At 39.0% G+C, this 24,931-nt stretch carries 26 protein-coding genes; 3 read left to right on the forward strand and 23 right to left on the reverse strand.

The genetic code is table 11. The features are described from left to right. The first annotated feature begins 91 nt into the window (after positions 1-91). Entirely contained in the window at positions 92-2,110 is a 2,019-nt protein-coding gene (locus IEV74_RS04565; RefSeq protein WP_188454155.1) for a penicillin-binding transpeptidase domain-containing protein, read from the forward strand. A gap of 44 nt (positions 2,111-2,154) precedes the next feature. On the opposite strand, the gene IEV74_RS04570 is transcribed toward IEV74_RS04565, so the two are convergent. The 17 genes from IEV74_RS04570 to pxpB all read right to left on the reverse strand — a co-directional run bounded on the left by IEV74_RS04570 (position 2,155) and on the right by pxpB (position 17,356). After that, a complete protein-coding gene (locus tag IEV74_RS04570; protein ID WP_188454156.1) occupies positions 2,155-2,682 on the reverse strand; it encodes a chromate transporter in 528 nt (175 codons plus the stop codon). After that, complete coding sequence (locus tag IEV74_RS04575; protein WP_229683071.1) at positions 2,679-3,200, reverse strand: chromate transporter; 522 nt, start codon at positions 3,198-3,200, stop codon at positions 2,679-2,681. The genes IEV74_RS04570 and IEV74_RS04575 overlap by 4 nt, the downstream gene beginning before the upstream one ends. 536 nt (positions 3,201-3,736) lie before the next feature. After that, on the reverse strand, positions 3,737-5,605 hold the full coding sequence (locus IEV74_RS04580) for an OPT family oligopeptide transporter (RefSeq protein ID WP_188454158.1): 1,869 nt from the start codon (positions 5,603-5,605) through the stop codon (positions 3,737-3,739). A 310-nt stretch (positions 5,606-5,915) separates the two neighbouring features. Next, the gene (locus tag IEV74_RS04585; RefSeq protein WP_188454159.1) at positions 5,916-6,359 is read right to left on the reverse strand and encodes an IDEAL domain-containing protein; all 444 of its coding nucleotides are present in this window, start codon (positions 6,357-6,359) and stop codon (positions 5,916-5,918) included. A 102-nt stretch (positions 6,360-6,461) separates the two neighbouring features. Continuing rightward, positions 6,462-6,902, reverse strand: coding sequence for an IDEAL domain-containing protein (locus IEV74_RS04590; protein ID WP_188454160.1), 441 nt, complete (start codon positions 6,900-6,902; stop codon positions 6,462-6,464). Between the two features lie 182 nt (positions 6,903-7,084). Then, positions 7,085-8,110, reverse strand: coding sequence for a hypothetical protein (locus IEV74_RS04595; protein ID WP_188454161.1), 1,026 nt, complete (start codon positions 8,108-8,110; stop codon positions 7,085-7,087). Positions 8,111-8,272: 162 nt separating this feature from the next. Beyond that, positions 8,273-8,632, reverse strand: a complete 360-nt coding sequence (locus tag IEV74_RS04600) for a DUF779 domain-containing protein (RefSeq protein WP_188454162.1) — start codon at positions 8,630-8,632, stop codon at positions 8,273-8,275. A gap of 104 nt (positions 8,633-8,736) precedes the next feature. Then, a complete protein-coding gene (adh, locus tag IEV74_RS04605) occupies positions 8,737-10,260 on the reverse strand; it encodes an aldehyde dehydrogenase (RefSeq protein ID WP_188454163.1) in 1,524 nt (507 codons plus the stop codon). Between the two features lie 335 nt (positions 10,261-10,595). Then, the gene (locus IEV74_RS04610) at positions 10,596-10,778 is read right to left on the reverse strand and encodes a cold-shock protein (RefSeq protein ID WP_188454164.1); all 183 of its coding nucleotides are present in this window, start codon (positions 10,776-10,778) and stop codon (positions 10,596-10,598) included. Positions 10,779-10,939: 161 nt separating this feature from the next. Then, entirely contained in the window at positions 10,940-11,677 is a 738-nt protein-coding gene (locus IEV74_RS04615) for a Cof-type HAD-IIB family hydrolase (protein WP_188454165.1), read from the reverse strand. A 21-nt stretch (positions 11,678-11,698) separates the two neighbouring features. Next, positions 11,699-12,886, reverse strand: a complete 1,188-nt coding sequence (locus tag IEV74_RS04620) for an MDR family MFS transporter (RefSeq protein WP_188454166.1) — start codon at positions 12,884-12,886, stop codon at positions 11,699-11,701. Positions 12,887-13,023: 137 nt separating this feature from the next. Continuing rightward, positions 13,024-13,521, reverse strand: coding sequence for an SdpI family protein (locus tag IEV74_RS04625; RefSeq protein WP_188454167.1), 498 nt, complete (start codon positions 13,519-13,521; stop codon positions 13,024-13,026). A gap of 56 nt (positions 13,522-13,577) precedes the next feature. After that, positions 13,578-14,174, reverse strand: coding sequence for a pyroglutamyl-peptidase I (gene pcp, locus IEV74_RS04630; protein ID WP_188454168.1), 597 nt, complete (start codon positions 14,172-14,174; stop codon positions 13,578-13,580). Next, positions 14,174-14,743: a nucleotidyltransferase family protein gene (locus tag IEV74_RS04635; protein ID WP_188454169.1), complete on the reverse strand. Its 570-nt coding sequence runs from the start codon at positions 14,741-14,743 to the stop codon at positions 14,174-14,176. Before IEV74_RS04635 ends, pcp begins: the two co-directional genes overlap by 1 nt. Before the next feature lie 10 nt (positions 14,744-14,753). Further along, a complete protein-coding gene (locus IEV74_RS04640) occupies positions 14,754-15,698 on the reverse strand; it encodes a 5-oxoprolinase subunit C family protein (protein WP_188454170.1) in 945 nt (314 codons plus the stop codon). 151 nt (positions 15,699-15,849) lie between these two features. After that, entirely contained in the window at positions 15,850-16,614 is a 765-nt protein-coding gene (locus IEV74_RS04645; RefSeq protein WP_188454171.1) for a LamB/YcsF family protein, read from the reverse strand. Further along, positions 16,589-17,356, reverse strand: coding sequence for a 5-oxoprolinase subunit PxpB (gene pxpB, locus IEV74_RS04650; protein ID WP_188454172.1), 768 nt, complete (start codon positions 17,354-17,356; stop codon positions 16,589-16,591). Before pxpB ends, IEV74_RS04645 begins: the two co-directional genes overlap by 26 nt. A gap of 320 nt (positions 17,357-17,676) precedes the next feature. Here pxpB and IEV74_RS04655 point away from each other — a divergent pair, with 320 nt between their 5' ends. Then, positions 17,677-19,323 (forward strand): SLC13 family permease, encoded by a 1,647-nt coding sequence (locus IEV74_RS04655; protein WP_188454173.1) that lies wholly within the window; start codon positions 17,677-17,679, stop codon positions 19,321-19,323. A gap of 53 nt (positions 19,324-19,376) precedes the next feature. On the opposite strand, the gene IEV74_RS04660 is transcribed toward IEV74_RS04655, so the two are convergent. From IEV74_RS04660 to IEV74_RS04670, 3 genes are read right to left on the reverse strand one after another with little or no spacing between them, the layout of a single operon-like run. Further along, positions 19,377-19,541 carry a hypothetical protein gene (locus IEV74_RS04660; protein WP_188454174.1) on the reverse strand — a complete coding sequence of 55 codons (165 nt, stop codon included), beginning with the start codon at positions 19,539-19,541 and terminating at the stop codon, positions 19,377-19,379. Positions 19,542-19,557: 16 nt separating this feature from the next. Further along, on the reverse strand, positions 19,558-20,760 hold the full coding sequence (locus IEV74_RS04665) for an MFS transporter (protein ID WP_188454175.1): 1,203 nt from the start codon (positions 20,758-20,760) through the stop codon (positions 19,558-19,560). A gap of 60 nt (positions 20,761-20,820) precedes the next feature. Beyond that, complete coding sequence (locus IEV74_RS04670) at positions 20,821-22,035, reverse strand: CynX/NimT family MFS transporter (protein ID WP_188454176.1); 1,215 nt, start codon at positions 22,033-22,035, stop codon at positions 20,821-20,823. 116 nt (positions 22,036-22,151) lie between these two features. Here IEV74_RS04670 and IEV74_RS04675 point away from each other — a divergent pair, with 116 nt between their 5' ends. Continuing rightward, entirely contained in the window at positions 22,152-22,577 is a 426-nt protein-coding gene (locus tag IEV74_RS04675; protein ID WP_188454177.1) for a methyl-accepting chemotaxis protein, read from the forward strand. A 532-nt stretch (positions 22,578-23,109) separates the two neighbouring features. Here the strand turns inward: IEV74_RS04675 and IEV74_RS04680 are convergent. The 3 genes from IEV74_RS04680 to IEV74_RS04690 form a co-directional block, all read right to left on the reverse strand. Further along, positions 23,110-23,205, reverse strand: a complete 96-nt coding sequence (locus tag IEV74_RS04680) for a putative holin-like toxin (protein WP_188454178.1) — start codon at positions 23,203-23,205, stop codon at positions 23,110-23,112. A gap of 402 nt (positions 23,206-23,607) precedes the next feature. Further along, positions 23,608-24,387 carry an enoyl-ACP reductase FabI gene (gene fabI, locus IEV74_RS04685; protein WP_188454179.1) on the reverse strand — a complete coding sequence of 260 codons (780 nt, stop codon included), beginning with the start codon at positions 24,385-24,387 and terminating at the stop codon, positions 23,608-23,610. Positions 24,388-24,500: 113 nt separating this feature from the next. Further along, positions 24,501-24,869: a DUF8042 domain-containing protein gene (locus tag IEV74_RS04690; RefSeq protein ID WP_188454180.1), complete on the reverse strand. Its 369-nt coding sequence runs from the start codon at positions 24,867-24,869 to the stop codon at positions 24,501-24,503. Between the last annotated feature and the right edge of the window lie 62 nt (positions 24,870-24,931).

Below are 24,931 nucleotides of genomic sequence, written 5' to 3' on the forward strand. Positions count from 1 at the left end.
CTGCATTACTATTCAGAGTGACTTTCCTATTAATTTCAGGTGTGTAAAATGATAGGATAAAATGGAGTATAACAAGATCGAGGGGGAGCATATGAAGAAAATAGCAATAAGTTTTTCCATATTTCTTTTCTTAATTCTGGCAGCTTGTTCAGATGATGAGGTTACACCGCAAGAACGTTTTGACACGTATGTAAAGCAATGGAATCAGCAGAAATTTAACGAAATGTACGATACACTATCTCAGAAATCAACAGATACTTACCCAACCAAGGATTTCGTTGACCGGTATAAAAAAATCTATGATGATTTAGGGGTATCCGATTTAAAAGTCACCTATGAAAAATTAGATGAAGAATCTTTAAAAAATGCAATGGATGAAGGAAAAGCAACGTTTCCATTTTCAGTAAAAATGCAAACCATTGCTGGACCAATTTCATTTGATTACGACGCCACCCTGATCCTGGAGGGTGAAGAAGACAAGCAAAACTGGTATGTTCAATGGGATCCTGGTTTTATTTTTCCAGCAATAAAAGATGGTGGTGAAATAAGGTTTCAAACTGAATCTCCTGAGCGAGGGGAAATTTATGATCGAAATCAACAGGCGTTAGCCAAAAATGATACCGTCTATGAAATTGGAATTGTGCCCGAAAAACTTGGAGATAATCCCGAGAAAATGAAAGAAAAAATTTCTGATTTAACTGGCGTTTCAATTGATGATATAAACTCCAGATTAAATGCCGATTGGGTTAAACCAAACCTTTTTGTACCAATTGCCAAAATGCCTAAAACTAAAGAAAAAATATTAAACAAGCTTTGGGAATTAGGTTCTGTCAGCGGGCGTGAGGTGATCGGACGTGTATATCCTTATGGGAAGGCAACAGCACATCTGGTCGGGTATGTTGGCAAAATAACCGCGGAACAATTGGAAAAACAAGAACCCGGTACGTACTCTGCAAACGATATAATTGGTTACCGCGGCCTTGAACAATTATACGAAGAACAATTAAAGGGACAAAAGGGAATCAAAATTGTTGTTTCAAAAGAAGGCGAAGAAGACATTGTACTCGCTGAAACACCGGTTAAAGACGGTGAAGATATCGTCACAACTATTAATGCAGAACTGCAGAAAAAAATATTTAATTCGTATGGTGAGGATGCTGGGACGACAGCAGCAATTAATCCTGAAACAGGTGAAACTTTAGCACTTGTCAGCAGCCCTGCTTTCGATCCAAATGAAATATTATATGGAGCACCAAATTGGGAGGCGATGGAAAATGACCCGCAGCATCCTACAATTAATCGGTTTGCAGCCACATTTGTGCCCGGCTCCGCAATTAAACCAGTAACAGCTTCCATTGGTTTGCAAAACGGGAGTATCGTTCCTGGTGAAGGTGTTAAAATCAGTGGCTTAACATGGAGCAATGGTGAAGGCTGGGGAAACTATAAAGTCCGTCGTGTCTCTGAATCAAGTGGACCGGTTGATATTATGGATGCATTAATTCGTTCTGATAATATCTACTTCGCAATGAAAGGAATTGAAATGGGATCAGAGGCACTTGTTAGTGGCTTCCAGCAATTCGGCTTTGGTGGAGATGGCATTCCATTCGAATATCCAATAGAAAAGTCGACTGTTGCGAATGATGGTACTATCAATGATGAAGTTTTATTAGCGGACACGAGCTACGGACAAGGTCAAATGCAAATGAGTGCACTGCATCTTGCCATGGCATATACACCATTTTTAAATGATGGAAACATGCTCAAGCCAACATTACTTGAAAAAGAAGAAACAGGACAAATTTGGAAAGAAAACCTTGTTACAACAGAGCAAATAGCACTTATCCAGGATGCGTTAAGACAGGTAGTTACCTCTCCAAAGGGAACTGCTCACTCCGCAGAAGAAGCTGGTATACCGCTATCCGGGAAAACAGGTACTGCCGAACTGAAAAAGGCAGGAGAGGATTCTGGACAGGAGAATGGCTGGTTTGTTGCTTACCCTACGGAGGAACCAAATATTTTAATTGCAATGATGATCGAACATACTGAGGATAAAGGTGGCAGCCACTATACAGTTGAAAAAGTTACAGACATTTTTAAAGAAATCCGATAAGGTAGGAAAGCGGAATCTTTTTCAATAAAGATTCCGCTTTCCAATTATAAAAACAATGCCCCGTATAAGAGTGTGATTCCAATCACGAACGCCGGATGAACCCTCATTCGTTCAATTAGCAAAAAGCTGGAAATGGTAATCAAAAGCATTTGCCATAAACCAATGCCTTCATATGATTCCTGAAAAAATCGCCATGCCATCACACCGAGTAAAATTGCAATTACAGGTCTAACGTACAATGTTAATCGCTTCACTTTTGGTGAATCTTTGTATTTATGAAGAAAACCAAGTAACAGGATCATAATTACAAGTGATGGAGCAACAGCAGCGAAAACCCCAATAACTGACCCGAAAATTCCGCCTTCCGAATACCCAATATACCCGGCGAGCTTTGTTGCAATGGGGCCTGGAAGTGAATTGGCAAGTGCCAGCATCTCACTGAACTCCTGAACTGTCATCCATCCATAACGACTGACTACTTCATTTTCAACGAGCGGAATCGAGGCAGGACCACCACCATAGCCAAGAATTCCCGGAATAAAGAAAGCCAGGAAAATGTGCCAATACTTCATGAAGAGCTGCCTCCTTCTTTAAAAAAGGCTTTATTTGGTTTAAATAAGGCAAACAATATAAGAACACCAATTAATATTCCGGGATGTATGTTCAGAAAATAGAGCAGCACAAAGATTAGCACGGACATGATTGCGGTTTGTAGCCACCCCATTCCTTTTCTCGCCTTATCAAAAAATTGCCATGTTAAAACGGCAAGCATCATACCAACTACAGGAACAACTGCCGCGGTCATCCCTTCAACCCATGCCACATCTTTGATACTAGACAATGAAGCCAATAACACTATCATCAGAACAATTGTTGGGAGAGTTGTTGCTATAACCGCATTCAGCATTCCCCAAAATCCCGCGATTCGATGTCCAATATAACCGGCAAGCTTTGTTGCTATAGGGCCAGGGAGAGTGTTGGATAACGCCAGCAAATCACTAAAATCTTCGTCACTCATCCATTTATATTTTTCAACAACTTCTTTATGTATTAGCGGAATAGATCCTGGTCCACCGCCATAACCAAGCATTCCAATCCTAAAAAACGCTAAAAATATCCTCCACTGCAACAACGTAATTCCCCCTATCAGTTTTAACGGTGAATGAAATTTCACTTCTTGCACATTACCAAAGACCCTATACTTCCATCTGCACGACTTAATGATACCATATTTCCTTCACTGTCCGCCGTTGCTTAATAAACAGTTACGTATATGTTATCCAGCTTTTTGGCTGATTAGTTAATACACCATTACGTGAACGATGATTTTATGGCATAATCCGCGTTTGATAAATTCGCTGATTTCATTCGCATGTGGTTTTCATCCGTAATACAGAATAAGAAAATTGCATTATACTTGGTTATCCCGAAAATTTTTATTTACTGGAAATGGAGATCTGGACCGTGTTTTATACAATTCGGATCGTATTTTACTATTTTTGGATCGTATTGTTTCAAATCGGATCGTATATTATTTTAACTGGATCGTATTGCCATAAATTTGTGCATTTGTATTACCTATCAAAAAGCCACCCCCATTTCTGGAGATGGCTCCAAAGTAAAACGTTATTTGGCAACGCTTTTATTCGCAGTATAGTACAAATACCATGCAACCGCTGCCATCGCGACTACCGAAACGATCGGTCCAAAGATTGTTTCAGCCGGAAGGGTTACTCCAGCTGTTACAACTAACGCAACAACTACTCCCATTAGCGCTTCCCCAGCAATGTAACCAGATGCAAGTAAAACTCCACGTTCTGTTTTCTCTTTCAATTCATCCTTGTTTTTCGTACGGCGCGTAATAATTCCCCTAATAATACCGCCTAGCATAATTGGAGATGATAAATGAATTGGCAAATATAGTCCAACAGCAAACGGAAGCGAACCAATGCCAAACAGTTCAACCACTGCCGCAATTGCCATTCCTATAAAAATTAAATTCCATGGCAAATCCCCATTCATAATGCCTTCTACAACCATCGACATTAGCATTGCTTGAGGTGCTGGTAATTCCGTTGAGCCAAAACCATATGCATTATCCAGCAGAATCAGAATAAATCCAATAACAATACTTGTAATTAATACGCCATATAATTGTGCAATTTGCTGCCATTTAGGAGTTGCACCAACAATATACCCGGTTTTTAAATCCTGTGATGTATCACCGGCTATCGCTGCTGCAATACACACAACTGCCCCAATAATTATTGCCGTTACCATACCTGCTTCTCCAGCATGTCCAACAGCGGATAACACTAAAGAAATAAAGATCAGCGCTCCAATTGTCATACCGGAAACTGGATTTGATGAGCTTCCTACAATACCTACGATCCGCGATGATACGGTTACAAAGAAAAATCCAAAGATAAGTAATAGAACAGCACCTATCACTCCGATTTCAATTCCAGGAAAGAAAATAAGTATTGCGATAAATGCCACTGTCAAACCAACAATGAGTGACATAGGTATATCTTTATCTGTACGTATATCTACTGTATCCCCTGAATCTTTAAAGCCTTTCATTGCACCGCTGAATGATGAGGCAATTGTTGGTAGTGTTTTAACAAGACCAATAATACCGCCGAATGCGACCGCACCTGCACCTATATATCGTAAATAATTATCCCATATTGCGTGATAATCCATTTCACTAATCGGTATATCTGCAGGATAAATTGAAGTCGTTGCAAAGTCCCCGATATAGCTGATCAACGGTATAATTCCAAGCCAGCCAAGAACACCACCTGCAAACATAAATGCAGCAATCCGCGGTCCAATAATGTAACCGACCCCAAGCAATGCTGGCAATGTATCCATTCCAATGGCGGCATTTTTAAACTTGTAAATTTCCCACTCTACTGATGATGGAAAAGCCTTAACTGCATCTGTCAGAAATTTAAATGCCGCCCCAATTCCAAGTCCGCCAAATATCAGTCTTGCCCCAGAACCACCTTTTTCCCCTGCAACAAGTACTTCTGCACATGCAGTTCCTTCCGGGTATGGCAATGTTTCATGTTCATTGACAATTAGTGCTCTTCTGAGCGGAATCATTAATACTACTCCTAAGATTCCACCAGCAAGGGCAATAATCGCAATTGTGGTTAAACTGGGCTGCAATTGCCAAATAAACAATGCCGGAAGCGTAAATATGATCCCAGCTGCAAGTGATTCACCAGTCGACGTTATCGTCTGAACTATGTTGTTTTCTAATATCGATGTACGTTTCATAATTACACGTAATAACGCCATTGAAATTACCGCTGCAGGAATTGATGCCGATACAGTCATCCCCACAATTAATCCTAGATATGCGTTAGCCGCTCCAAATATGATTGCCAACACCGCTCCGACAATCATTGCCATACCTGTAAATTCAGGACGTTTCTCTGCTGCAGGAACATATGGCTTGAAGTCTGATGATTCTTTTTTTGCCATCTTTAACACCTTCCTTGATAAAATGAACGCCTTTGACAATTGAATTTCGTGTTATCTTTTCAATATACAGATTAGTCCACCAAATAGAAAAACCTCACTATAATATCAAATAGCAAGGAAAACATCATTTTCGTAACGCAGGCGCGACAACTGCATGTTAACATAAACTTTTTTATTTCGAAATTATCATATCAATTTGGTTATTCCAGCGTTAGTTTAAACAGTTATTGTAATTTTATTACAGAGGCTGTTGCCGTATTCTCTGTTCTATCTTCTAAAACACTATATTCATCTGCTGCAACGAATCCAGTTACAATAATTTTACCAGCTTATAAAACAGTCCCTTATCCCGTTCATCTAACGCTTTGTCTATTAACCTTTTTATGTTTAACTGTTCAAGCTCATCGATGATAATGACGTTTTTATTTGTAATTTGTGAATCATTTTCGCTGCTATTTTTTATATAGTATGGCTTAACAATGGTGTGTAATTGAATTAAAAAATCTGGAAGCAATACAAGTTCCGGCATTCCGATATGTATCATGTCCTTGCCATTTTTAAACGTAAAAACAGCATCCATATTGACAATTTTTTTGGTATTTCTGTTAACGATTATCTCTTTTGCTCTAAAAGGAACAAATTGATACACTTCTTTATCAATAATTAACGAGAAATATTCATAATCTACAAGCACACGTACTATATTCGTGTCTGCTTTTATAAAATAAGGCTTTAATTTCTTTATGGCCACCATTTATGTCACCTTTTCATAGAGAATTTATCTTTTCAATTCCCTATACAGATAACTGTAAACCTTTAGAAAATAAAAAAGCATCCAAAAGGATGCTTTTTTTCGTTATAATAGTTTAACTAACGAGTGAAATGATTTTTCATCCCGTTCATCAAGTGCCTTATCAATTAAACGCCTTACATTTATTTGTTCCAGCTCATCAATTATGATAGCGGTTTCATTCTTTTGTTCGATCTTCTCTTGCTCTTCTTTAACATAATAAGGCTCTGCTATCGAGTGTAATTCAATTAAGAAATCAGGAAGTGATACAAGCTCAGCCATAGGAATGTAAATGATCTCTTTTCCTTTTTGAAATGCAAATTTATCTTCTATATTTTCTACTTTTTGCGTCTTTCGGTTTATACGAATTTCCTTTGCTTCAACTGGGACAAATTGATAGACCTTATTGTTGATAAATACAGCAAAATATTGATATGCCAAAACAATGCGTACATAATTTTCATCTTCTTTAATATAGTATGGCTTTAACATTTTTACAGTTACCACTCAATCCACCTCCAGTTATTTCCAAACTCGTAATTTTCAGTTAATTAATTTTACATAATTTTAAGAGAAATATCAAGGGTAAATTTTGGAAATAAATAGATTAATAGTACTTACGTCATTTTTCTACCTAAAACGATTGCCGCCTCTTTACGGAAAAGCAAATCGGCGACAATACTAGCATCTTACTTTATCAAAGTTATTATGTCCGCGGCTGCTGCTTCAATCTCATTATCCGAGAAATTACCTATATATTTTTCTTCGTTTCTTTCCAAATAGGTACCAGCAGCCTTTAAGCTTTTGATTCCTTTTTTCATATATGATTTGTAACGGCTGTTTAATTCCGCAATTTCTTTTTCATATTTCTCATCTGTCCCTGGTGTAACCAATTCTTTATACAGGTCCACGATTTCATCTCCATCACGTTCCGGAAAAAACTCATGGGGATCTGTACTATCAAAAATGCAAAAGTCCAATTCTCTTACCAAAACCATATCAATACTGTTAGGATCAAAGCTGCAATGATACAGTTCCACGTCAAATCCATGATCGGAGCATGCATAAGCAATTTTTTTCATGAACGTAGATTTGCCTGTACCTGCTCTGCCCTTTATAAAATAATTTTTTGACAGAGTATCGAGGATTTGCGGTACAACATTTACCACCCCATCCGCAGTATTAGTTCCAAAAAGCCTATGTTTTATTTTACTAGTATCGCGTTTTGAATAATCCTTTAGCAACTTTACATTAAATTCCCAAGCAAGCTGGTCTGCCCGATCGAAATTCATTTCATTGATATAGATTGCCTCAAGCTTATCATGTACGTTAAGTCCTGCTGCAAAGTTAGAATATGCCTCCTGCGTATACTTTTGAATTTCATTTAAAGCGTGAGTATCGTCAAGCTGCTTCGACTGCGGTTCTAAATTAATTTCAGTACCTTTTAAGTTAGCTGCTATTGAATCAACTATTACGGCTATTGACTTATCACGCAATATCATACCGTCCAGGTAATCGTTGCCTAACGGACTGTTTAAAACCTCTATATCATCGGTAGTTTTATAATTTTTTATAAGCTGCTTCATAACCATAGTTTTGAATTTATTTGATGCGTGTTTAAGGATAACGAGCTTTTCTATTCCTTCAACATTTGATTCCAGGAAATTAACGAAACCTTCAGCAGTATTGCCGGTAACGTAATAATTAAAAATCATCTGTCATGGACACTTCCTTTTTTGTAGAGACTTCATAATACTATATGTGGGTGTTCGCCTAATTGTGTTGTTTTTTACAATAATATAAGTATGTTTTATCATTAAAAAAATCGCCACCCAAAAAGCTTGGAATGGCGATGTGCCTATTTTTAATACATTGTTTTATCTACCACCTAACTCCGCCCTCTCTTCCTCCGTAAACACCCTTGATCTTGTTAAGAACCGCTTGCCCTCTGGACCTTCCAATGAAAACATTCCACCACGTCCGTCCACAGCGTCAATAATCAGCTGCGTATGCTTCCAATATTCATATTGATCCTTCGACATATAAAATGGGGTATCGCCAATTTCACCAAGTAAATAATCCGACTCCCCTACACGAAACTCGTCTCTTGGGTAGCACATTGGTGAACTGCCATCACAGCATCCACCTGATTGATGAAACATTAAAGGTCCATGCATCTCTTTTAATGTATTAATTAATGTTAATGCCTCATCTGTAACTGTCACTCGTTCAACCATATTTACACACCCTTTCCAGCTTAAACCAAAAGGAGTGAGTAATCTAAAAAACTACTCACCCTAATGTCCAACAGTCCCCTGTTAAGCAAAACGAAATGCTGCCTTTAAAACAATCCGGCTGGACCTTCACTGTAGCTTATAAGCAGGTTTTTTGTTTGTTGATAATGCTCCAGCATCATCAAATGGTTTTCTCGGCCAATACCCGACTTCTTGTAACCGCCAAACGCAGCATGTGCAGGATATTGGTGGTAACAGTTAGTCCAGACACGACCAGCTTCAATTCCTCGGCCGAAACGGTATGCGGTATTAATGTTACGTGTCCACACACCGGCACCTAAGCCGTATAGCGTGTCATTAGCAATTTCCAATGCCTCCTCTTTTTCCTTAAAAGTCGTAACAGAAAGTACTGGTCCAAAAATTTCTTCCTGGAAAATACGCATTTTATTATTTCCTTTGAAAATAGTTGGCTGAATGTAATAGCCTTCACCTAATTCGGAATCCTCAAGTGTGTTTACCTCACCGCCAACCAGAACCTCTGCACCTTCCTGTTTGCCGATATCAAGATACGACTTGATTTTTTCCATTTGTTCTTGTGAAGCTTGTGCTCCCATCATTGTATCCGTATCAAGCGGATGGCCAATTCTAATTTCTTTGACGCGCTTAATTGCCCGTTCCATAAATTTATCGTATATTGACTCATGAACAAGCGCACGTGAAGGGCAAGTACATACCTCTCCTTGGTTAAGTGCGAACATTACCATTCCCTCGATTGCTTTGTCTAAGAATCCATCATCTTCATCCATTACGTCTTCAAAGAAAATGTTTGGCGACTTCCCACCAAGTTCAAGTGTAACTGGAATAATATTTTCTGAGGCATATTGCATAATTAAACGTCCAGTAGTCGTTTCTCCGGTAAAAGCCACTTTGGAAATACCGCTGTTAGACGCTAAAGGTTTTCCAGCTTCTACACCAAAACCGTTTACGATATTTACGACACCGGCCGGGATTAAATCTTTAATTAAATCAAAAAGCACATGAATAGATGCTGGTGTTTGTTCTGCTGGCTTAAGTACAACACAATTCCCTGCAGCAAGTGCCGGTGCAAGCTTCCAAGTAGCCATTAAGATTGGGAAGTTCCATGGAATAATTTGACCTACAACACCAAGCGGTTCATGAAAGTGGTATGCAACCGTGTCATTATCAATCTGACTGATCCCGCCTTCCTGTGCACGGATTGCCCCGGCAAAATAACGAAAATGGTCAATCGCTAGCGGGATATCGGCAGCTAACGTTTCTCTAACTGCCTTCCCATTATCCCATGTTTCTGCAACAGCCAATGTTTCTAAATTTTCTTCCATACGGTCTGCAATTTTATTTAACATATTAGCTCGCTCTGTAACGGAAGTTTTTCCCCATGAATCTTTGGCAGCATGTGCAGCATCAATAGCTGCCTGAACATCTTCTTTATTTGATCTGGCAATCTCACAAAATACTTTACCTGTAACTGGACTCACATTTTCAAAGTATTTCCCGCTTTCAGGCGCCCTGTATTCTCCCCCGATAAAGTTATCATATCGCTCCTTAAATGTTACTTTAGCTCCGTCTGTGTTTGGATTAGCATACCTCATTACAAACATTCCTCCTCATATTTTGTAAACGCTTACAAATAGTAGATAGATAGGAAAACTAGTTGAGCATCTAGTTAAGATTATACCAAGTTATTTCAAATTATTCCAACAATTTGATATTTTGATTAAAAAATTAAAACCCTGGCTTACAAAAAGTAAACCAAGGTTTGTTTATGACCAGTTTGCTGAAGCTACTATATAGTAAAAGACGCTGGTTCCCCAACGTCGTTGCCTATATAAAAAAGATGCCTGAACGGACATCCTACACAGAATATATAATGTTAAATAAATACTTTTACTAAAGGATATAATAGCTTCAGCTTTAATGATTAATATTACTTCAATTCAGGCAGTACGCGTACTTCCCTTTTCATTGAAGATTTACATAAAGGACATTCTGGTTCTTCCTCAAAGCTGTATGATTCCCTCATCCATCCCTGGCAATCATCACTGGTGCAGGACCATACATTTGTTTCCACTTCTGGTACAGGCTCTTTTGGCCCACGTGAAAAAGACATTACAGCAACCCCTTTCATGGTTCTACTTCTATTATACTCCTTTCCTGAAAACAAAGAAAGGGATGAAAGTCTGACCAATTAATACTTTTGCAATAATTAAGTCCACCATATCAAGGGTTGCCTGAAACAGCTTAAACTATACCTATATTCTAAACAATGAGTTAAAGAACAAACCGCTCAATTGCCTTTGCAACACCATCAGCATTATTTGTGTCTGTAACAAAATCAGCAACCTTTTTAATTGCATCCTGTGCATTTCCCATTGCCACACCAACGCCAGCTTGCTGGATCATTTTAATATCGTTCAGACTATCTCCAACAGCCATAACATTGTTCATGGATATGCCTATCCGATCACAAACTTTGCGAAGAGCATTCGCTTTATTTACTCCAATTGGATTAACCTCAACATTTGTTGGAAGTGAATTTGTAAGTTCTAGCTCCTCATAAAAAGAAAGCTCTTTAACAATCTTATCCAATTTATCTTTGTCAGTAGAGTTAAATCCTATTTTTAGCCATTCATGCTTTGTAAAATCTTCAGGTGCAGCAGATCCTAGCCAAGCATCATCTGTTGAAAACATCCAAGAATTCATCCCAATTTCCTGACCTAATTTATATAGTTTCTCCATCAGCTTCGCATCAATTAAATGACGCTCAAGCAATTCTTTTGTTACAGTCCAAATTTCTCCACCATTAACTGTAATTAAAAATGAAGAAAGTCCTAATGCTTCTGCATAAGGATAGCACGAGTTTAGCCAACGGCCAGTACTCAGCACAACTTGAATATCGTTCGCCAATGCCTTTTTAATTGCTGCCTGTGTCCGTTCCGAAACTTCATGATCACTAGTTAACAGTGTACCATCCATATCTAATGCTACTAGTTTAATTTCATCTGCCATATCCGCTCACCTCAAATAATTTTAACCTGCTTTTGTTTTTCCCTGGTTTTCTAGAATTCCCCGATCGTAAAAATAAGTTGTTACAAAAGGAATCAATAACAAGAATAATAATACAAAGAACAACAATTGTATATTATACACATCTACAATTAATCCTCCAATAACTGGACCAACCATCCGGCCAGCTGCGGCTACACTATTGACAAATCCTTGATAAAACCCTGCACGCCCCTTTGGTGCCAAGTCATTTGCAAGTGTTGGTATCGCTGGCCATACAATCATTTCGCCAATTGTTAAAATAACCATTGCGATAACAAACACTGTAAATTCTTCTGCAAACATAACGACAATAAATGAAGCAAATAAAATCGAAGTTCCAACATAAATCTGATTTTTTTGCGATGTAACTCGATCTGTTACCAATTTTAACAAAGGCTGCCCTAAAACGATAAGAAAACCATTTATTGCCCAAAGTAAACTATATTGATCCAATGGAATTCCAATGTCCTGTGTATGTGATGCTATCGTTGATTGCCATTGACTATAAGCTATCCAGGAGGCTAGAAAACCGCCACTAAGAATAATTAATGCAATAAATTTTGACTTATTTTGGATTTTGCCACTCTGTTCAATTACAGTTGTATGCATTTGGCGATTGCGTTCTTCATCTATCCTTTTAAAGGCAACCAAAACGATGACAAAAAATACCGCAAATAAAGATGCATTCGCCATAAATATATAATTAAATGAAAAACTTGCCACATATCCGCCGACAGTTGCTCCTAATGCGACACCAAGATTTTGTGCAACATAAATTGCATTAAATGCCCTGCGTCCACCCTCGGGCCAAACCGAACCTGCCATTGCAAACATTACTGGCCATGTGATTCCAGATCCAAAACCGATCAGCACCAATAAAACAGAATAGGGAGCAATACTGTGGTAAAAAGACAGTATAACGGCCGATACCATTGCCAATCCTGTACCGTACAGAATCGTTTTATATGCACTAAATTTATCAAAAAGCACACCACCGATTAAGTTTCCGGCAATCGATGCAGCCTGATTAAACATCAAAATAAACCCCGCAAAAGCTAAACTTTTACCGAGCTCATTATGCATATATATAGTATTTAACGGCCAAAGAAATGAAGCCCCTGTAACATTAATTGTTGTTGCAATTGCCAATAGCCAAATGAATTTCGGCATCCCCATCAACTCGCTTTTCCAACTATCATTCAGCCTATTGTAATATATTTCGAGAGGCTAATCAATGAGGAAATACAAGCATGACTAAAAGCGAATAATTCCGTATTTTCCGGCTTAATTAATTATAATACTTTAAATCATTCCAATTTACTCATCTTTATCATGAAGACGATTACCGTTACTAATGGAACTACAATAACTGTAACAATAAACCCTGCACCTAGAGTTTCATTGCCCCTTGCTGATTGAACGATATCCCAGGTAATATAGGAAAATAATATAACCGTCTCAAAATTAATCACTGTCATAAACAGCCGCGCTACAGGATATAATCTTGACGCATTTTCTTCCGTGACCTTGACCATATAATTGAACATATGTGGTTTTTTACTAAGAAAATACATTGGAATAAAGCAAACAAACAATGCGATTGCTGGCATCAAGAAAATGAAAGCTTTATTTCCCCATCCATTCGCTTCACCATTCGCATTGAAATGTGTCGGAATAGTCTCAGGCAAATTACTGTAAGCCTGTACAACGTATAGTATTAATACTATAAGCAGCAAAAAGGATGAAATATTTAAAGCCTTTTCCCATTTACCAGCCGGAACATCTATCTTTGGATGTTTTCCCATTTTCCCTCACCTTTCTAGAAACATTTTAGCGTACGCAGGGCACCCTGTATCCATTGCTATAAACATTGTATCGAGATTTTTATTGCTCGTACTAAATCATCCAATGACCAGCTTGGCAAATTCTTCCTTATAGCCAAAGCATGTGATGCAGGGATATGGATGAACCCTGATTTTTGATTGAGTTGTTTATTCTTGAAATAATGCAATCCGTGATACATGACATTGTTGCACAGATATGTTCCAGCAGTATCAGAAATTTCCGCTGGAAGACCCGCTACCTTTAATTTATCAACCATTTCATGAATTGGCAGGGTAGAAAAATAGCCATCCGGTCCATTATCAATAATCTTCTCCCCCCGGGGCTTATTACCGTTATTATCGACAGGACCGTCATTACAATTGATAGCAATTCGTTCAGGTGTAATACACTTTCTGCCTCCGGCCAATCCAAGTGAGATAACTGTTTCGGGATTATGTTTATGTATCAAATCTATTAATTGCTTACCGGACTTATGAAAATCAACGGACAAAATTTCACCAATAATTTCGTGTTCATTAAGCACAGTTCCATTTAGTTCGTTTACGATATCAGCTGTCGGATTAATAGGAAATTCCAAGAATGGTTCGAATCCTGTTAGTAATAATTTATTCATTATGACGGCTCCTCAACTAGATTTATGTTTGGCCAAATTGTATGCCATTTTTTGTTCGTAATTCGTTGTTTGTAAATTGGATACAGAAACTTATTTTGAAAGAATGGGGTTGGTTTCACCTTAAACTGAACAGCATCTTCAATTCCGTGTGGTGCGGTTAATATAACTCTATTATTCTGATTTAATTTCACTCCTAATGCCGTTGCCGTTTCAGGGAACTTTGAAATAGCGTCCTCTGAAGATTTATACGGCGGAAGCTTATTAATAAGGTGCATCCTGGCCTCATTTTTAACGGACCAGGGGATTGTTGGATTCATAGCAGCCAGGTCCATTTCCAATTGTTTTTCCTTTGATTCATCTAAGTTGGCTTTGTCAAAATATACGACATCGACATCCTGAATTGGTGTTCTTTGTTCATATCCGTGAAGCGTATCCCAAATTTTCGAACGGACAAATCCGGCACAAATCCACCAATCCGGTAAAGCTAGTGATTTTGCAATAGACAAAACTTCCACCATCCATGGATCCTTCTCAATTAAATGTATAACATCCTGTTCAGTCTTCATCATCTTATTCTCCTTAATTTATGCCTTTTCGAAATGTTTCCAGGCAATACAAAAACATTTCCCTTTCTGCTGCTTGTTTCTGGGCTTCATCAACAGAAATTGTATGGAACTTAATCTCACCCTGTGGGGGAAGCTGAGCAACTTTCCCCAAATCATTGGAAATAACAGTACCGATTCGCGGATAGCCCCCTGTTGTTTGCCGATCTGCCATCAATATGATTGGCTGTCCATTTTGGGGGATTTGTATGCCGCCAAACGGAATAGCATCTGACCAAACCTGTCCAGATGTTTGTATACCGCAAGTTTCAGATTTCAAACGATAGCCCATTCGATTTGAATTTGCATCTACGGTAAAGCTTGTACTAAAAAACATATTACGTGCTTCCTCGGTAAAATTAGCTTGGTGCGGCCCTTCAATCATCGCTGCATCAATTGATTTATCATAGGTTGGGATTAACTGCTTGGACAGTCCAATCTTTTTCCTATTACATGCTGGATGACCGCAGATGGTATCTTCCTTCTCAATAAGTCTCCCAAACCCACTGTTTACATCAGTAGATTTGCTCCCAAGCATTTCTGGAAAATCATATCCACCAGCTAAAGATATATACGCACGCACGCCTGTTTGAAGTTTTCCAAAATGAAGGATATCCCCTGGTTCGAGTCGTATAGACTGCCACATTGGTATAGACTTCCCATTAACTTGCGGCTGTATATTTGCACCAGTTATAGCAACTGCAATTGAACATTTCACCTCTAGCTCCGGGCCAATAAGTGTTGCTTCTATACATGCCTCGCTCCGTTGATTGCCAACTAAAATATTCGCTATTTGCAGTGCGAATGTATCCATTGCACCGGAAACCGGAACCCCGAAACGCTGATAACCGGATCTGCCCAAGTCTTGAAATGTCGTATACACTCCTGCTTTCTTTACACGAAAGATAGTTTGACCTTTCATAAAATCACCAATCCTGATTTTAATTATGCAAGTGTTGTACATTTTTCATTAGTTAATGCACAGGTCAGCTTTTTATTGAGCGGTTTATACTAATTAGCGCACACTTGCAAACTAGTTCTATTCACCTTCATATTCCACCATCAATAGATCCTCAAGCTATAGGGCCAACCGTAACCCCTTCACGTTCTAGCAGCATACGCAATTCCCGGGCAAATTCGACTGCATATTCACCGTCGCCATGTACACAGATCGTATCCGCTTCCATCTTTATAATTGTCCCATCAACTGTTTCTACTTCCCCATTCCGCACCATTTGTAAAACCTGTGCTACTGCAGTTGAAGTATTTTCAATTAATGCGTTCTTGTGTTCACGTGGGGTTAAGCTGCCATCTGCTTGATAGGTCCGATCAGCAAACACTTCCGATACAGTTTTAATACCGATTTCACGTCCTGCTGTAACCAGCTCACTTCCAGCTAGTCCAAATAAAATCAATTGATCATTAACATCACGAACAGCTTTGGCAATAGCAAGTGCAGCGTCTCGGTCAACGGCAGCAGCATTATATAAGGCACCATGCGGCTTAACGTGCCGCATGGTCACATGATGAATTCTGCAAAATGCATCTAATGCCCCAATTTGATAGATTATAAATCGATATATCTCCTCAGGGGTATATGTGATCAAGCGCCTGCCAAACCCAGCAATATCTGCAAACCCTGGATGTGCACCGATAGAAACATGATGACTTTTTGCCAAACGGACGGTCTGATTCATTACATTAGGATCTCCAGCATGGAAGCCACATGCAATATTGACAGACGTGACGTATGGAAGTAATTTTTCATCCGAACCAATTTTAAATCTGCCAAAGCTTTCGCCCATATCACTGTTAAGATCGATTTGCTTGTTGATCATTAGCAGAAGCTCCTTTCCTATTAAGGATCTCTAGTTTGGCATTGTACTTTCCCGCGGCTGCCGCTTCTTCCATTTCCAAAAATTCCACTTCATCCACTTCATAAAATCGCACCAAATCACCGGCTTCAAACAGGAATGGATGTACTTGGTTAGTTAAATTAACTAAACGAAGTGGCGTTCTTCCAATAATATTCCAGCCACCTGGCGATTCAACTGGATAAATTCCTGTTTGTTTATATGCAATTCCAACTGATCCAGCAGAAACGGACCTTCGGGGATTTTCCATACGGGGGGTTGCCAATTTAGTCTTAAGTCCGCCCAAATATGGAAAACCAGGTAAAAAACCCAGCATATAAATGAGATAATCAGGCTTCTGATGCAGTTCAATCACCTCCTTTACAGAGAGGTTATTATACTCGGCCACCCCCTGCAAATCCGGACCATATTCACCACCATAAACAACCGGGACTTTTATCAATTGCTGCTTTTCAGGCTTGCAGCTAGAATCATCTATGTTTATAAGTTTAAGTTTGTTATAAATGTCACGATACGTTATTTTGAATGGCTGATAATAAATGGTAACTGAATTATAAGCAGGCACGATTTCTACGGCACTACCAATGTTTAATTCTGTAATTCTATTGCAAAAAATCTTTATTTTCCTATTTAGTTGAGGGGTAACATCCTGCAGAAATTGTACTTTCACCGCACAATCCCCAACAGCTTTAATTGAAAAATCCATCCATTAGCCTCCGAAACTACAGTGATTAAATAAAATTGTAGCACACTTTAAGTGAAATTTTCGAATTTAGCGAAAGAATGAATTTGGAAAACGTATTCCATTCGCTAGTAGCCTTTCCTTTTCTTAACTTTACCAGCCCGAATTGCACATACACTTATCTATTGTCATTTGCTATTAGCTAATAGATCCGTAACCGCCAGCAGTTTCCACTTGTTGAAGTTTTTATTAATTTGTATAATAATAAAGATTCCGATATATTAAAATCAAGTTCTCTGATAATTGGAATTATATCATTCATAAAAAATGCAAGGAGGAATATCATGGTCACAACTGCATGGAACTGGTTATGGGACAAGCATGATCAAGCAAAAGAATTACTTAGCTTCTTTGTTAAACCAAACAGCTCATCAATTAGTTCGAAAAATAGCTCAGGTACTGCTCAAACAGGTAAAAACGGCGGCAGCAACAAACGCACCTACAAGCCCGCACAATTATTCGGACTTATTTTAGGACCTCTATTATTTATTTTGACATTGGTATTTTTCTCACCAGATGGTCTTTCATCAGAGGGGCAGGCTATACTAGCAAGTACACTTTGGATTGCAGTATGGTGGATGACAGAAGCAATTCCGATTCCAGCGACATCATTATTGCCTATTGTCCTGTTCCCGTTAACAGGCGGCTTAGATATTGATGCAACCACATCATCGTATGGTGATGACACAATCTTTTTATTTATGGGCGGTTTTATGATTGCGCTTGCAATGGAAAAATGGAATCTTCATAAACGAATCGCTCTTAGCATTATTTCCATTATAGGAACGAACACAGATCGCATTATTCTTGGTTTCATGGTTGCAACCGGATTTTTATCCATGTGGATTTCCAACACGGCGACTGCCATGATGATGGTGCCGATTGGCTTAGCAATCATTTATCAGGTTTCAGAAGCCTTGAAGGATGATCCCTCTATTGATACAACAAAGGAAAACTTTGGATTCGGAAAGGCATTAATGCTAGGGATTGCTTACTCAGCTTCATTAGGTGGAATTGGGACTTTAATTGGAACACCTCCAAACACATTGCTTGCAGGTGCAATTGAAAAAACATATGGCGTAGAACTTTCCTTTGCAAAATGGATGCTTTTCGGTGTTCCAATAGCTTGGATATTTATCATCATCGCTTGGGTTTACCTTGTAAAAATTGCCTACCCGTTAAAATTAAAGCAGCTTCCCGGTGGAAAAGAGGTAATCCATACAGAAAAGAAGAAGCTTGGACCAGCATCGTACGAAGAAAAAGCTGTATTTATCATATTCGTTTTAGCAGCATTAGCTTGGATCACTCGATCATTCCTGCTAGCGCCTTATATTAATGAAAGCATTAACGACGCAATTATCGGAATGGCGGCAGCAGCAATTCTATTTATCATCCCATCCAAAAATAAGCTGGGCGACAGATTGCTAGATTGGGATACAGCGGTTAAACTGCCGTGGGGGATATTGTTACTTTTTGGCGGTGGCCTTGCAATAGCTGCAGGATTTGTAGAATCTGGCCTTTCCGATTGGATTGGCGGCCAGTTAACAGCACTTCAAGGAATTAATATTTTTGTTGTATTGCTAATTGTTACGGCACTCGTTATTTTCCTAACCGAAATAACATCTAATACGGCGACCGCGTCCATGATGTATCCAATTATGGCATCACTTGCCGCAGCATTGGGTGTCCATCCATATGCAGTTATGGTTGCAGCAGGGGTGGCAGCATCATGTGCATTCATGCTGCCGGTTGCAACACCGCCAAATGCTGTTGTATTCGGATCAGGCTATTTACGAATTCCCGATATGGCAAAAGCTGGATTTGCCTTAAATATAGTTGGAATAATTTTAGTAACAGCAGCAATTTATTTCCTATTACCTGCATTTTGGGGTATTGATCTGAAAAGTGTTCCAGAAATGTTTAGAGGATAGCGTATATCAAAAAAGGAAGAACTCGCATTCACACAGCGATGTTCTTCCTTTTTCTAGTGCTTCCTCTTATTGCGAAAATTCCTAGGTAATGTGAACGCAATAATAATGATTCCTGCTCCCAAAATTACATAATGGAATAGATTTGGATCATTATCAAAAATAAAATAAGCACCAATACCAGCTATAATCCAGCCAATTGCTTCAAACAATAACCACATATAAACACCACCCATACTACTCTGCCATATTTTTTCTAAAACGGCTTGACATTACATTTACAAATATTATATACGCTATTGGCAACAACCCTGTCAGTGCAACCAAACCTGTCCAGCCTGCTGCACTCCACAACGGTCCCAGTGCTGAGCTGCCTGCCGCAACACCAATATAATATGCAACTAAATAAAGACTCGACGCACTGCCTTTATGGTGTGTTGCCTGTTCACTAACAGATGCTGCTGTAAGGGAATGTGCCGTGAAAAATCCCAGGCACGAAACACACAAACCGATAATAATAACGATTACCGACTGGCTAAGCGTCATAAGTATTCCAATGGATAACGTAATAATCCCAGCAATCCGAATTTTCCTTAAGCCTATATTTACGGCAAGCCAGCCTGCAAATGGGGACCCAATAACCCCTAATCCATAAGCAAAAAATGTATAAGAAATGGCCTGCAGCGAAAGGGAGAATGGTGGTCCCTCGAGATGAAATGGCAAGTATGTCCAAATCCCCGTAAATGACATTTGCAGAACAATTCCTAATCCAAATACAAGTAATATTGCAGGGTTTTTTAAATGAAAGAAAAATGCTTCCATATCACGGGAAAATGATAGGTTGCTAGGTTGGAAAAGCCGTGATTTCGGCAACAGTATAAACACTGCTGCTAAAATGAGCACACCAAGTCCTGCTAAAAAATAAAATGCCGCTTCCCATGAATAATGATCTGTAATATATCCTGTCAGCACCCTTCCCATCATTCCTCCAAGTGCATTACTGGAAATATAAAGTGCTGTTGCAACACCGGCACTCCGCTTGTCGATTTCTTCACTAATATATGCAAGTGATGCAGCAGGTAATCCGGCAAGTGCAAATCCCTGAACCAGGCGCAACACTAGTAAAAGCACAAAGGAATCAGTCAATGGAATGAGCAAAAATGGGATAACTGATCCTACAAGGGAAATTTTAATAAAAATGGTCCGTCCAATTCGATCTGACAGGAATCCGAGAATAATTAAACCGACTATTAAACCAATAATTGTCAGTGATATAGCTAAACTTGACGTTGATACAGATACGTTAAACTTTCTGACAAATACAGGAAGAAGCGGCTGCACCGAATACATACTGGCAAAAATGAAAAAAGAGGCAAGTGCCAAACTCAGTGTAATTTTCCAAAAATAAAAATCCCGGATTGAATAAGTCTGATGCTGCATGGTGTCACTTCCAATTTTAGAATGCTAAATTCAGTATAGCGGATTTTTAAAGATAAAACATCAGTCAAGCACGTATTTATCCCTGCCAGCACCAAGACCGAAAATAACAACGAACAGGGAAACGCCAATCAATGTAACCAGCGGGATAGTCCAGACATGTGTCAGATCAAATAAATAACCAATGAACATTGGACCAACCGCAGCCAAAACATACCCTAGCGACTGTGCCATCCCCGACAATTCTGCCGCCTGTTTTGCATTACGTGCACGCATCCCTAAAAACGCTAAGGCTAATGCAAAGTTACCACTTAGCGCAAATCCAATTAATATCGTACTGATTACCATTACAGCATATGAATCACCAAGAAGGAGCCCGCCGTAGCCACTAACCGCAAACACCCCCAAAACGAGGATAATTCCACGCTGCTGAGAAAATTTCGCCGCAATCACAGGAACAAGAAAGCTTGCTGGCAGTCCGACAAATTGTGTAAAGGAGAGCATCCATCCCGCGGTAGCCATACTCACACCGTAATCATGCAGAATTTCCGGCAGCCAAGAAATCGTCACATAAAACAAAAACGATTGCAATCCCATAAACGATGCAACCTGCCATGCAAGCGGAGAATGCCACATTTGATTGTTCCCATCGCTGACATATGTCATCTCAACAGTTGTTTCTGGCTTACTATTCTTACCTAAATAAACCCAAATCACAATACCAAGAATTGCCGGAATCATCCAAACAAGCAATGCAATTTGCCAGCCAAGTCCCATTCCCTTAGCAAATGGAATACTTAGGCCAGAAGCTGTCGCTGCAAAAATCCCCATAGCCGTCGAGTACACACTTGTCATCAGCGCAACTTTGGCGGGGAATTTTTCTTTTATAACTCCGGGAAGCAAAACATTACATATTGCTATTCCTAAACCAACTAACAATGTGCCTATAAACAAAAGTGCAACAAAGGAAAACGAACGTACCGCAATACCAATAGCAAGCAAAATTAATCCAATTAATAAAGCCCGTTCATTTGTTACGCGATTCCCAAGCCTGGGGGCAATCGGTGACATTAAAGCGAATGCAATTAATGGCAGACTCGTTATCAGACCGGCACTCCAGTTTGATAGTCCTATATCATCACGAATAATACCTATTACCGGTCCTACCGAAGTTATAGCTGGCCGCAAATTAAATGCAACAAACACAATACCGGTTATCAATAAGAATTGGTATAGCCGTTTTGATTTGTTTGATGTTAATACCTTTTGTAGATTCATGCAATGTGTTCTCCTTATGTAAAAATGTATAATCAATAGTATTAATAATAGCATACTTGTATTAGTCAATGATATTAATCGGTGGCATTTCAGAAGGTGTTTCTTAGCGGGATTCCGTGCAGTTTGCCGAACAATCCGGAAGTACATTAGCTGATATTTCTGAACCAATCGGAGAAATGCAATTGGAAACAAAGCAAACCGTAACATTAATCGGCAAAACCAATGACATCATAGAAACACAGTCAAAATCTGTCGGTGAAACGGAATGGCATTCTGCAATATTCAACAAACAATGGAAGCAAACAACACGCTTTAACAAGGTGATGGACGTTATGGAAGCGATTATCAACCAAGAAAAAATCATTTCCATTAACACACAAAGTATCGCATCGATCAGTCAGGAAACAGCAGCAGGAACCGAGGAAATTTCTTCATCCATTGAACTGCAAACCGCATCAATGCAACAATCAAACCATGTAGCAAGGGAATTGGAAACTTATTCGTTGGAAATGAAGAAGCAGATTGATAAGTCTAAATTATAAGGGACTGGGACATAACTAAATTGTTTAATCCAAAGCCAAACATTTCACCATACTGCAGAAGGAAATACACGGAGACTCCTGCGGGATGAAAAGCCTAGGTGAGACTACGCAGAGCGATAGCTCGGAGCAGGCTCAGGGCAGCCCGCGGAAAGCGTAGTGTATTTCCGTAACGGTATGTATGCACCAACTATGTTCGGATTTTATTTTGGTTAAAACACTTTTGTCCCAGCCTCCATTTAAAATATAGATTCACTAAGGAATATTGCCCAGGAAATATAGGTCGATTGATGCCAAATTTTGCACTGCTTTTTTAGCGGTTAATCCTTCAAAATCAGGTAACTATTGGAAATTTGTACAACAAGTTCTTTTCCCTTTTCAACACCCATTTTTATGGTATAATATAGGTAGAAATATGCATATACTTATAAGACCACAGCTGCAACTGTGGTCTCAAGATAAGTGGTTCCCCCAGGGGATCTGCTATCCAAGAATAGACTTCCCATCCATAACTTTTGAGGGTTAATAGGGAGGTCTATTTTTTATTGATCATTTTTATTACGAGTGTCAACAAGGCAATCAAGAATGTGCCAAATGCGAACATGACCATAAATACCTCGTAAATGCTCATTGGCATCACCACCTTTTTATAAAAAGGGCTAGCCGACCAATCCCTAAAAGAACATTATCTAGTACATAGTATATCATATAAATAAGGTAAATAACCACAAAAACAGAACATTTGTTTGTGTGTTTCGTTTATATACAAACTTTTGCTAAGCCATTTGACATTCATGTATAGTTTTTTTTATTTTTGGATACGCTCTATAGTTTGCTGGATTTTTGATATACATTGTACCAAGTATAACAAGCCATAGAGCTTGTATAGTTTAGTATATGCAATCGATTGGTAGAGTTAGCATTGCATTTGCGGGAGAATAGATGTGGAAATTATATTAATAGGTAAAATAGAGGGATCAAAGTATAGAAAAGCGTTCACCATTATATCGTGAACGCTTTTCATGTCCATTTTTTATGAACCAGCAATAATATGAAATCCTGAGTCAACGTGAAGCACATCACCGGTAATACCGCGGGACATATCACTTAGTAAAAATACTGTGGCATCCCCTACCTGATCCTGGTCAATCTGTCTGCGAAGCGGTGCCTTTTCCTCAATGACAGTCATTTTATCATTAAAACCTGATACACCTTTTGCGGAAAGTGTGCGAACCGGTCCTGCAGAAACAGCATTTACGCGAATACCATATTTTCCTACATCCTCAGCCAAATAACGGACGCTGGCTTCAAGTGCCGCTTTGGCAACACCCATCACATTATAGTTAGGTACAACGCGTTCAGCACCTAAGTAAGTTTGCGTAACAATTCCGCCACCCTCGGTCATTAACTTCTTTGCCTCTCTCGTTACTGCCACTAGGGAATAAGAGCTGATATTCTGTGCGAGTAAATAGCCTTCACGAGAAGTATTAGCATACTCCCCCTTTAATTCATCACGATTTGCAAATGCAACCGAATGAACGACACCGTGAATCGTACCAACCTTTTCACCGATTTCCCGGAAGGCTTGAACAATACTTTCATCATCAGCCACATCACAGGAAACGATTAATTTCGGCTCAATTTCATTTTCTGCTAATAATTTTTCCAGCTTTTGCCGGGATCGTTCCTGGCGATTAGTAAAAATCAGGTTGGCGCCAGCATTTTGCAGGGATTTCGTAATCCCCCATGCGATGCTTCGATTATTGGCGACCCCCATAACTACTATATTTTTATTTTGCATTAGATTGTTCATATATGTACCTCCATAAAATAATTATGTATTTACTATAGTGTTATTGTAATGTATTTCTTTATGGATGTACAAAAAATATTCCTGGATTCGCTTCGTACGTCAATTTCTACTTTTTATATTACCAAGTAGGGTCTAAACATTTCTTCCAGTTTGTTTATCCAATTTTTATATCTCGGTATGAGCGTAAACTGCAAAATTTCGTGAATCTTACCGTAATCAGAGGCTTCAAAAGACTCCACTACAAGCTCCAAAGCATCTCTCACTTTTGTTGTTACCCCTTGTATGCCTTCCGACAGAATATCATCTGGCAAGGTCAAGATGGATTTTTCAACAGATGAAAAGGCACGTACAATATTTTGAAACAATGGAATAGTTGCTTCAAACTTCCCTTCCTTCAATAAGTCTTGCATGTGCTGAAGCCCTTCGTATACGGTTTCCTGCAATTCCTGTGAATGTTTCATCATCTCTATGTATTTTTCCATTAAAATCCACCCCTTTGATAAAATATGCCCCACTCGCTGCTTGAATGGGGCATGTAGTTATT

The sequence above is a fragment of the Virgibacillus oceani genome, assembly GCF_014638995.1.
Classification (GTDB): Bacteria; Bacillota; Bacilli; order Bacillales; family Amphibacillaceae; genus Virgibacillus_E; species Virgibacillus_E oceani.

What these genes read in the sequence shown, in the direction of transcription:
- IEV74_RS04620 (WP_188454166.1), bottom strand. Translation starts at nt 12,886, where the DNA reads ATGCCGAAATTCATTTGGCTATTGGCAATTGCAACAACAATTAATGTT.
- IEV74_RS04670 (WP_188454176.1), bottom strand. Translation starts at nt 22,035, where the DNA reads ATGAATCTACAAAAGGTATTAACATCAAACAAATCAAAACGGCTATAC.
- IEV74_RS04575 (WP_229683071.1), bottom strand. Translation starts at nt 3,200, where the DNA reads ATGCTTGGTTATGGCGGTGGACCAGGATCTATTCCGCTAATACATAAA.
- IEV74_RS04690 (WP_188454180.1), bottom strand. Translation starts at nt 24,869, where the DNA reads ATGGAAAAATACATAGAGATGATGAAACATTCACAGGAATTGCAGGAA.
- IEV74_RS04580 (WP_188454158.1), bottom strand. Translation starts at nt 5,605, where the DNA reads ATGGCAAAAAAAGAATCATCAGACTTCAAGCCATATGTTCCTGCAGCA.
- IEV74_RS04645 (WP_188454171.1), bottom strand. Translation starts at nt 16,614, where the DNA reads ATGATCAACAAGCAAATCGATCTTAACAGTGATATGGGCGAAAGCTTT.
- IEV74_RS04585 (WP_188454159.1), bottom strand. Translation starts at nt 6,359, where the DNA reads ATGGTGGCCATAAAGAAATTAAAGCCTTATTTTATAAAAGCAGACACG.
- IEV74_RS04635 (WP_188454169.1), bottom strand. Translation starts at nt 14,743, where the DNA reads ATGATGAAGACTGAACAGGATGTTATACATTTAATTGAGAAGGATCCA.
- IEV74_RS04680 (WP_188454178.1), bottom strand. Translation starts at nt 23,205, where the DNA reads ATGAGCATTTACGAGGTATTTATGGTCATGTTCGCATTTGGCACATTC.
- IEV74_RS04595 (WP_188454161.1), bottom strand. Translation starts at nt 8,110, where the DNA reads ATGATTTTTAATTATTACGTTACCGGCAATACTGCTGAAGGTTTCGTT.
- fabI (WP_188454179.1), bottom strand. Translation starts at nt 24,387, where the DNA reads ATGAACAATCTAATGCAAAATAAAAATATAGTAGTTATGGGGGTCGCC.
- IEV74_RS04665 (WP_188454175.1), bottom strand. Translation starts at nt 20,760, where the DNA reads ATGCAGCATCAGACTTATTCAATCCGGGATTTTTATTTTTGGAAAATT.
- IEV74_RS04610 (WP_188454164.1), bottom strand. Translation starts at nt 10,778, where the DNA reads ATGTCTTTTTCACGTGGGCCAAAAGAGCCTGTACCAGAAGTGGAAACA.
- IEV74_RS04640 (WP_188454170.1), bottom strand. Translation starts at nt 15,698, where the DNA reads ATGAAAGGTCAAACTATCTTTCGTGTAAAGAAAGCAGGAGTGTATACG.
- IEV74_RS04625 (WP_188454167.1), bottom strand. Translation starts at nt 13,521, where the DNA reads ATGGGAAAACATCCAAAGATAGATGTTCCGGCTGGTAAATGGGAAAAG.
- IEV74_RS04600 (WP_188454162.1), bottom strand. Translation starts at nt 8,632, where the DNA reads ATGGTTGAACGAGTGACAGTTACAGATGAGGCATTAACATTAATTAAT.
- adh (WP_188454163.1), bottom strand. Translation starts at nt 10,260, where the DNA reads ATGAGGTATGCTAATCCAAACACAGACGGAGCTAAAGTAACATTTAAG.
- pcp (WP_188454168.1), bottom strand. Translation starts at nt 14,174, where the DNA reads ATGAATAAATTATTACTAACAGGATTCGAACCATTCTTGGAATTTCCT.
- IEV74_RS04570 (WP_188454156.1), bottom strand. Translation starts at nt 2,682, where the DNA reads ATGAAGTATTGGCACATTTTCCTGGCTTTCTTTATTCCGGGAATTCTT.
- IEV74_RS04655 (WP_188454173.1), top strand. Translation starts at nt 17,677, where the DNA reads ATGGTCACAACTGCATGGAACTGGTTATGGGACAAGCATGATCAAGCA.
- pxpB (WP_188454172.1), bottom strand. Translation starts at nt 17,356, where the DNA reads ATGGATTTTTCAATTAAAGCTGTTGGGGATTGTGCGGTGAAAGTACAA.
- IEV74_RS04615 (WP_188454165.1), bottom strand. Translation starts at nt 11,677, where the DNA reads ATGGCAGATGAAATTAAACTAGTAGCATTAGATATGGATGGTACACTG.
- IEV74_RS04565 (WP_188454155.1), top strand. Translation starts at nt 92, where the DNA reads ATGAAGAAAATAGCAATAAGTTTTTCCATATTTCTTTTCTTAATTCTG.
- IEV74_RS04660 (WP_188454174.1), bottom strand. Translation starts at nt 19,541, where the DNA reads ATGTGGTTATTGTTTGAAGCAATTGGCTGGATTATAGCTGGTATTGGT.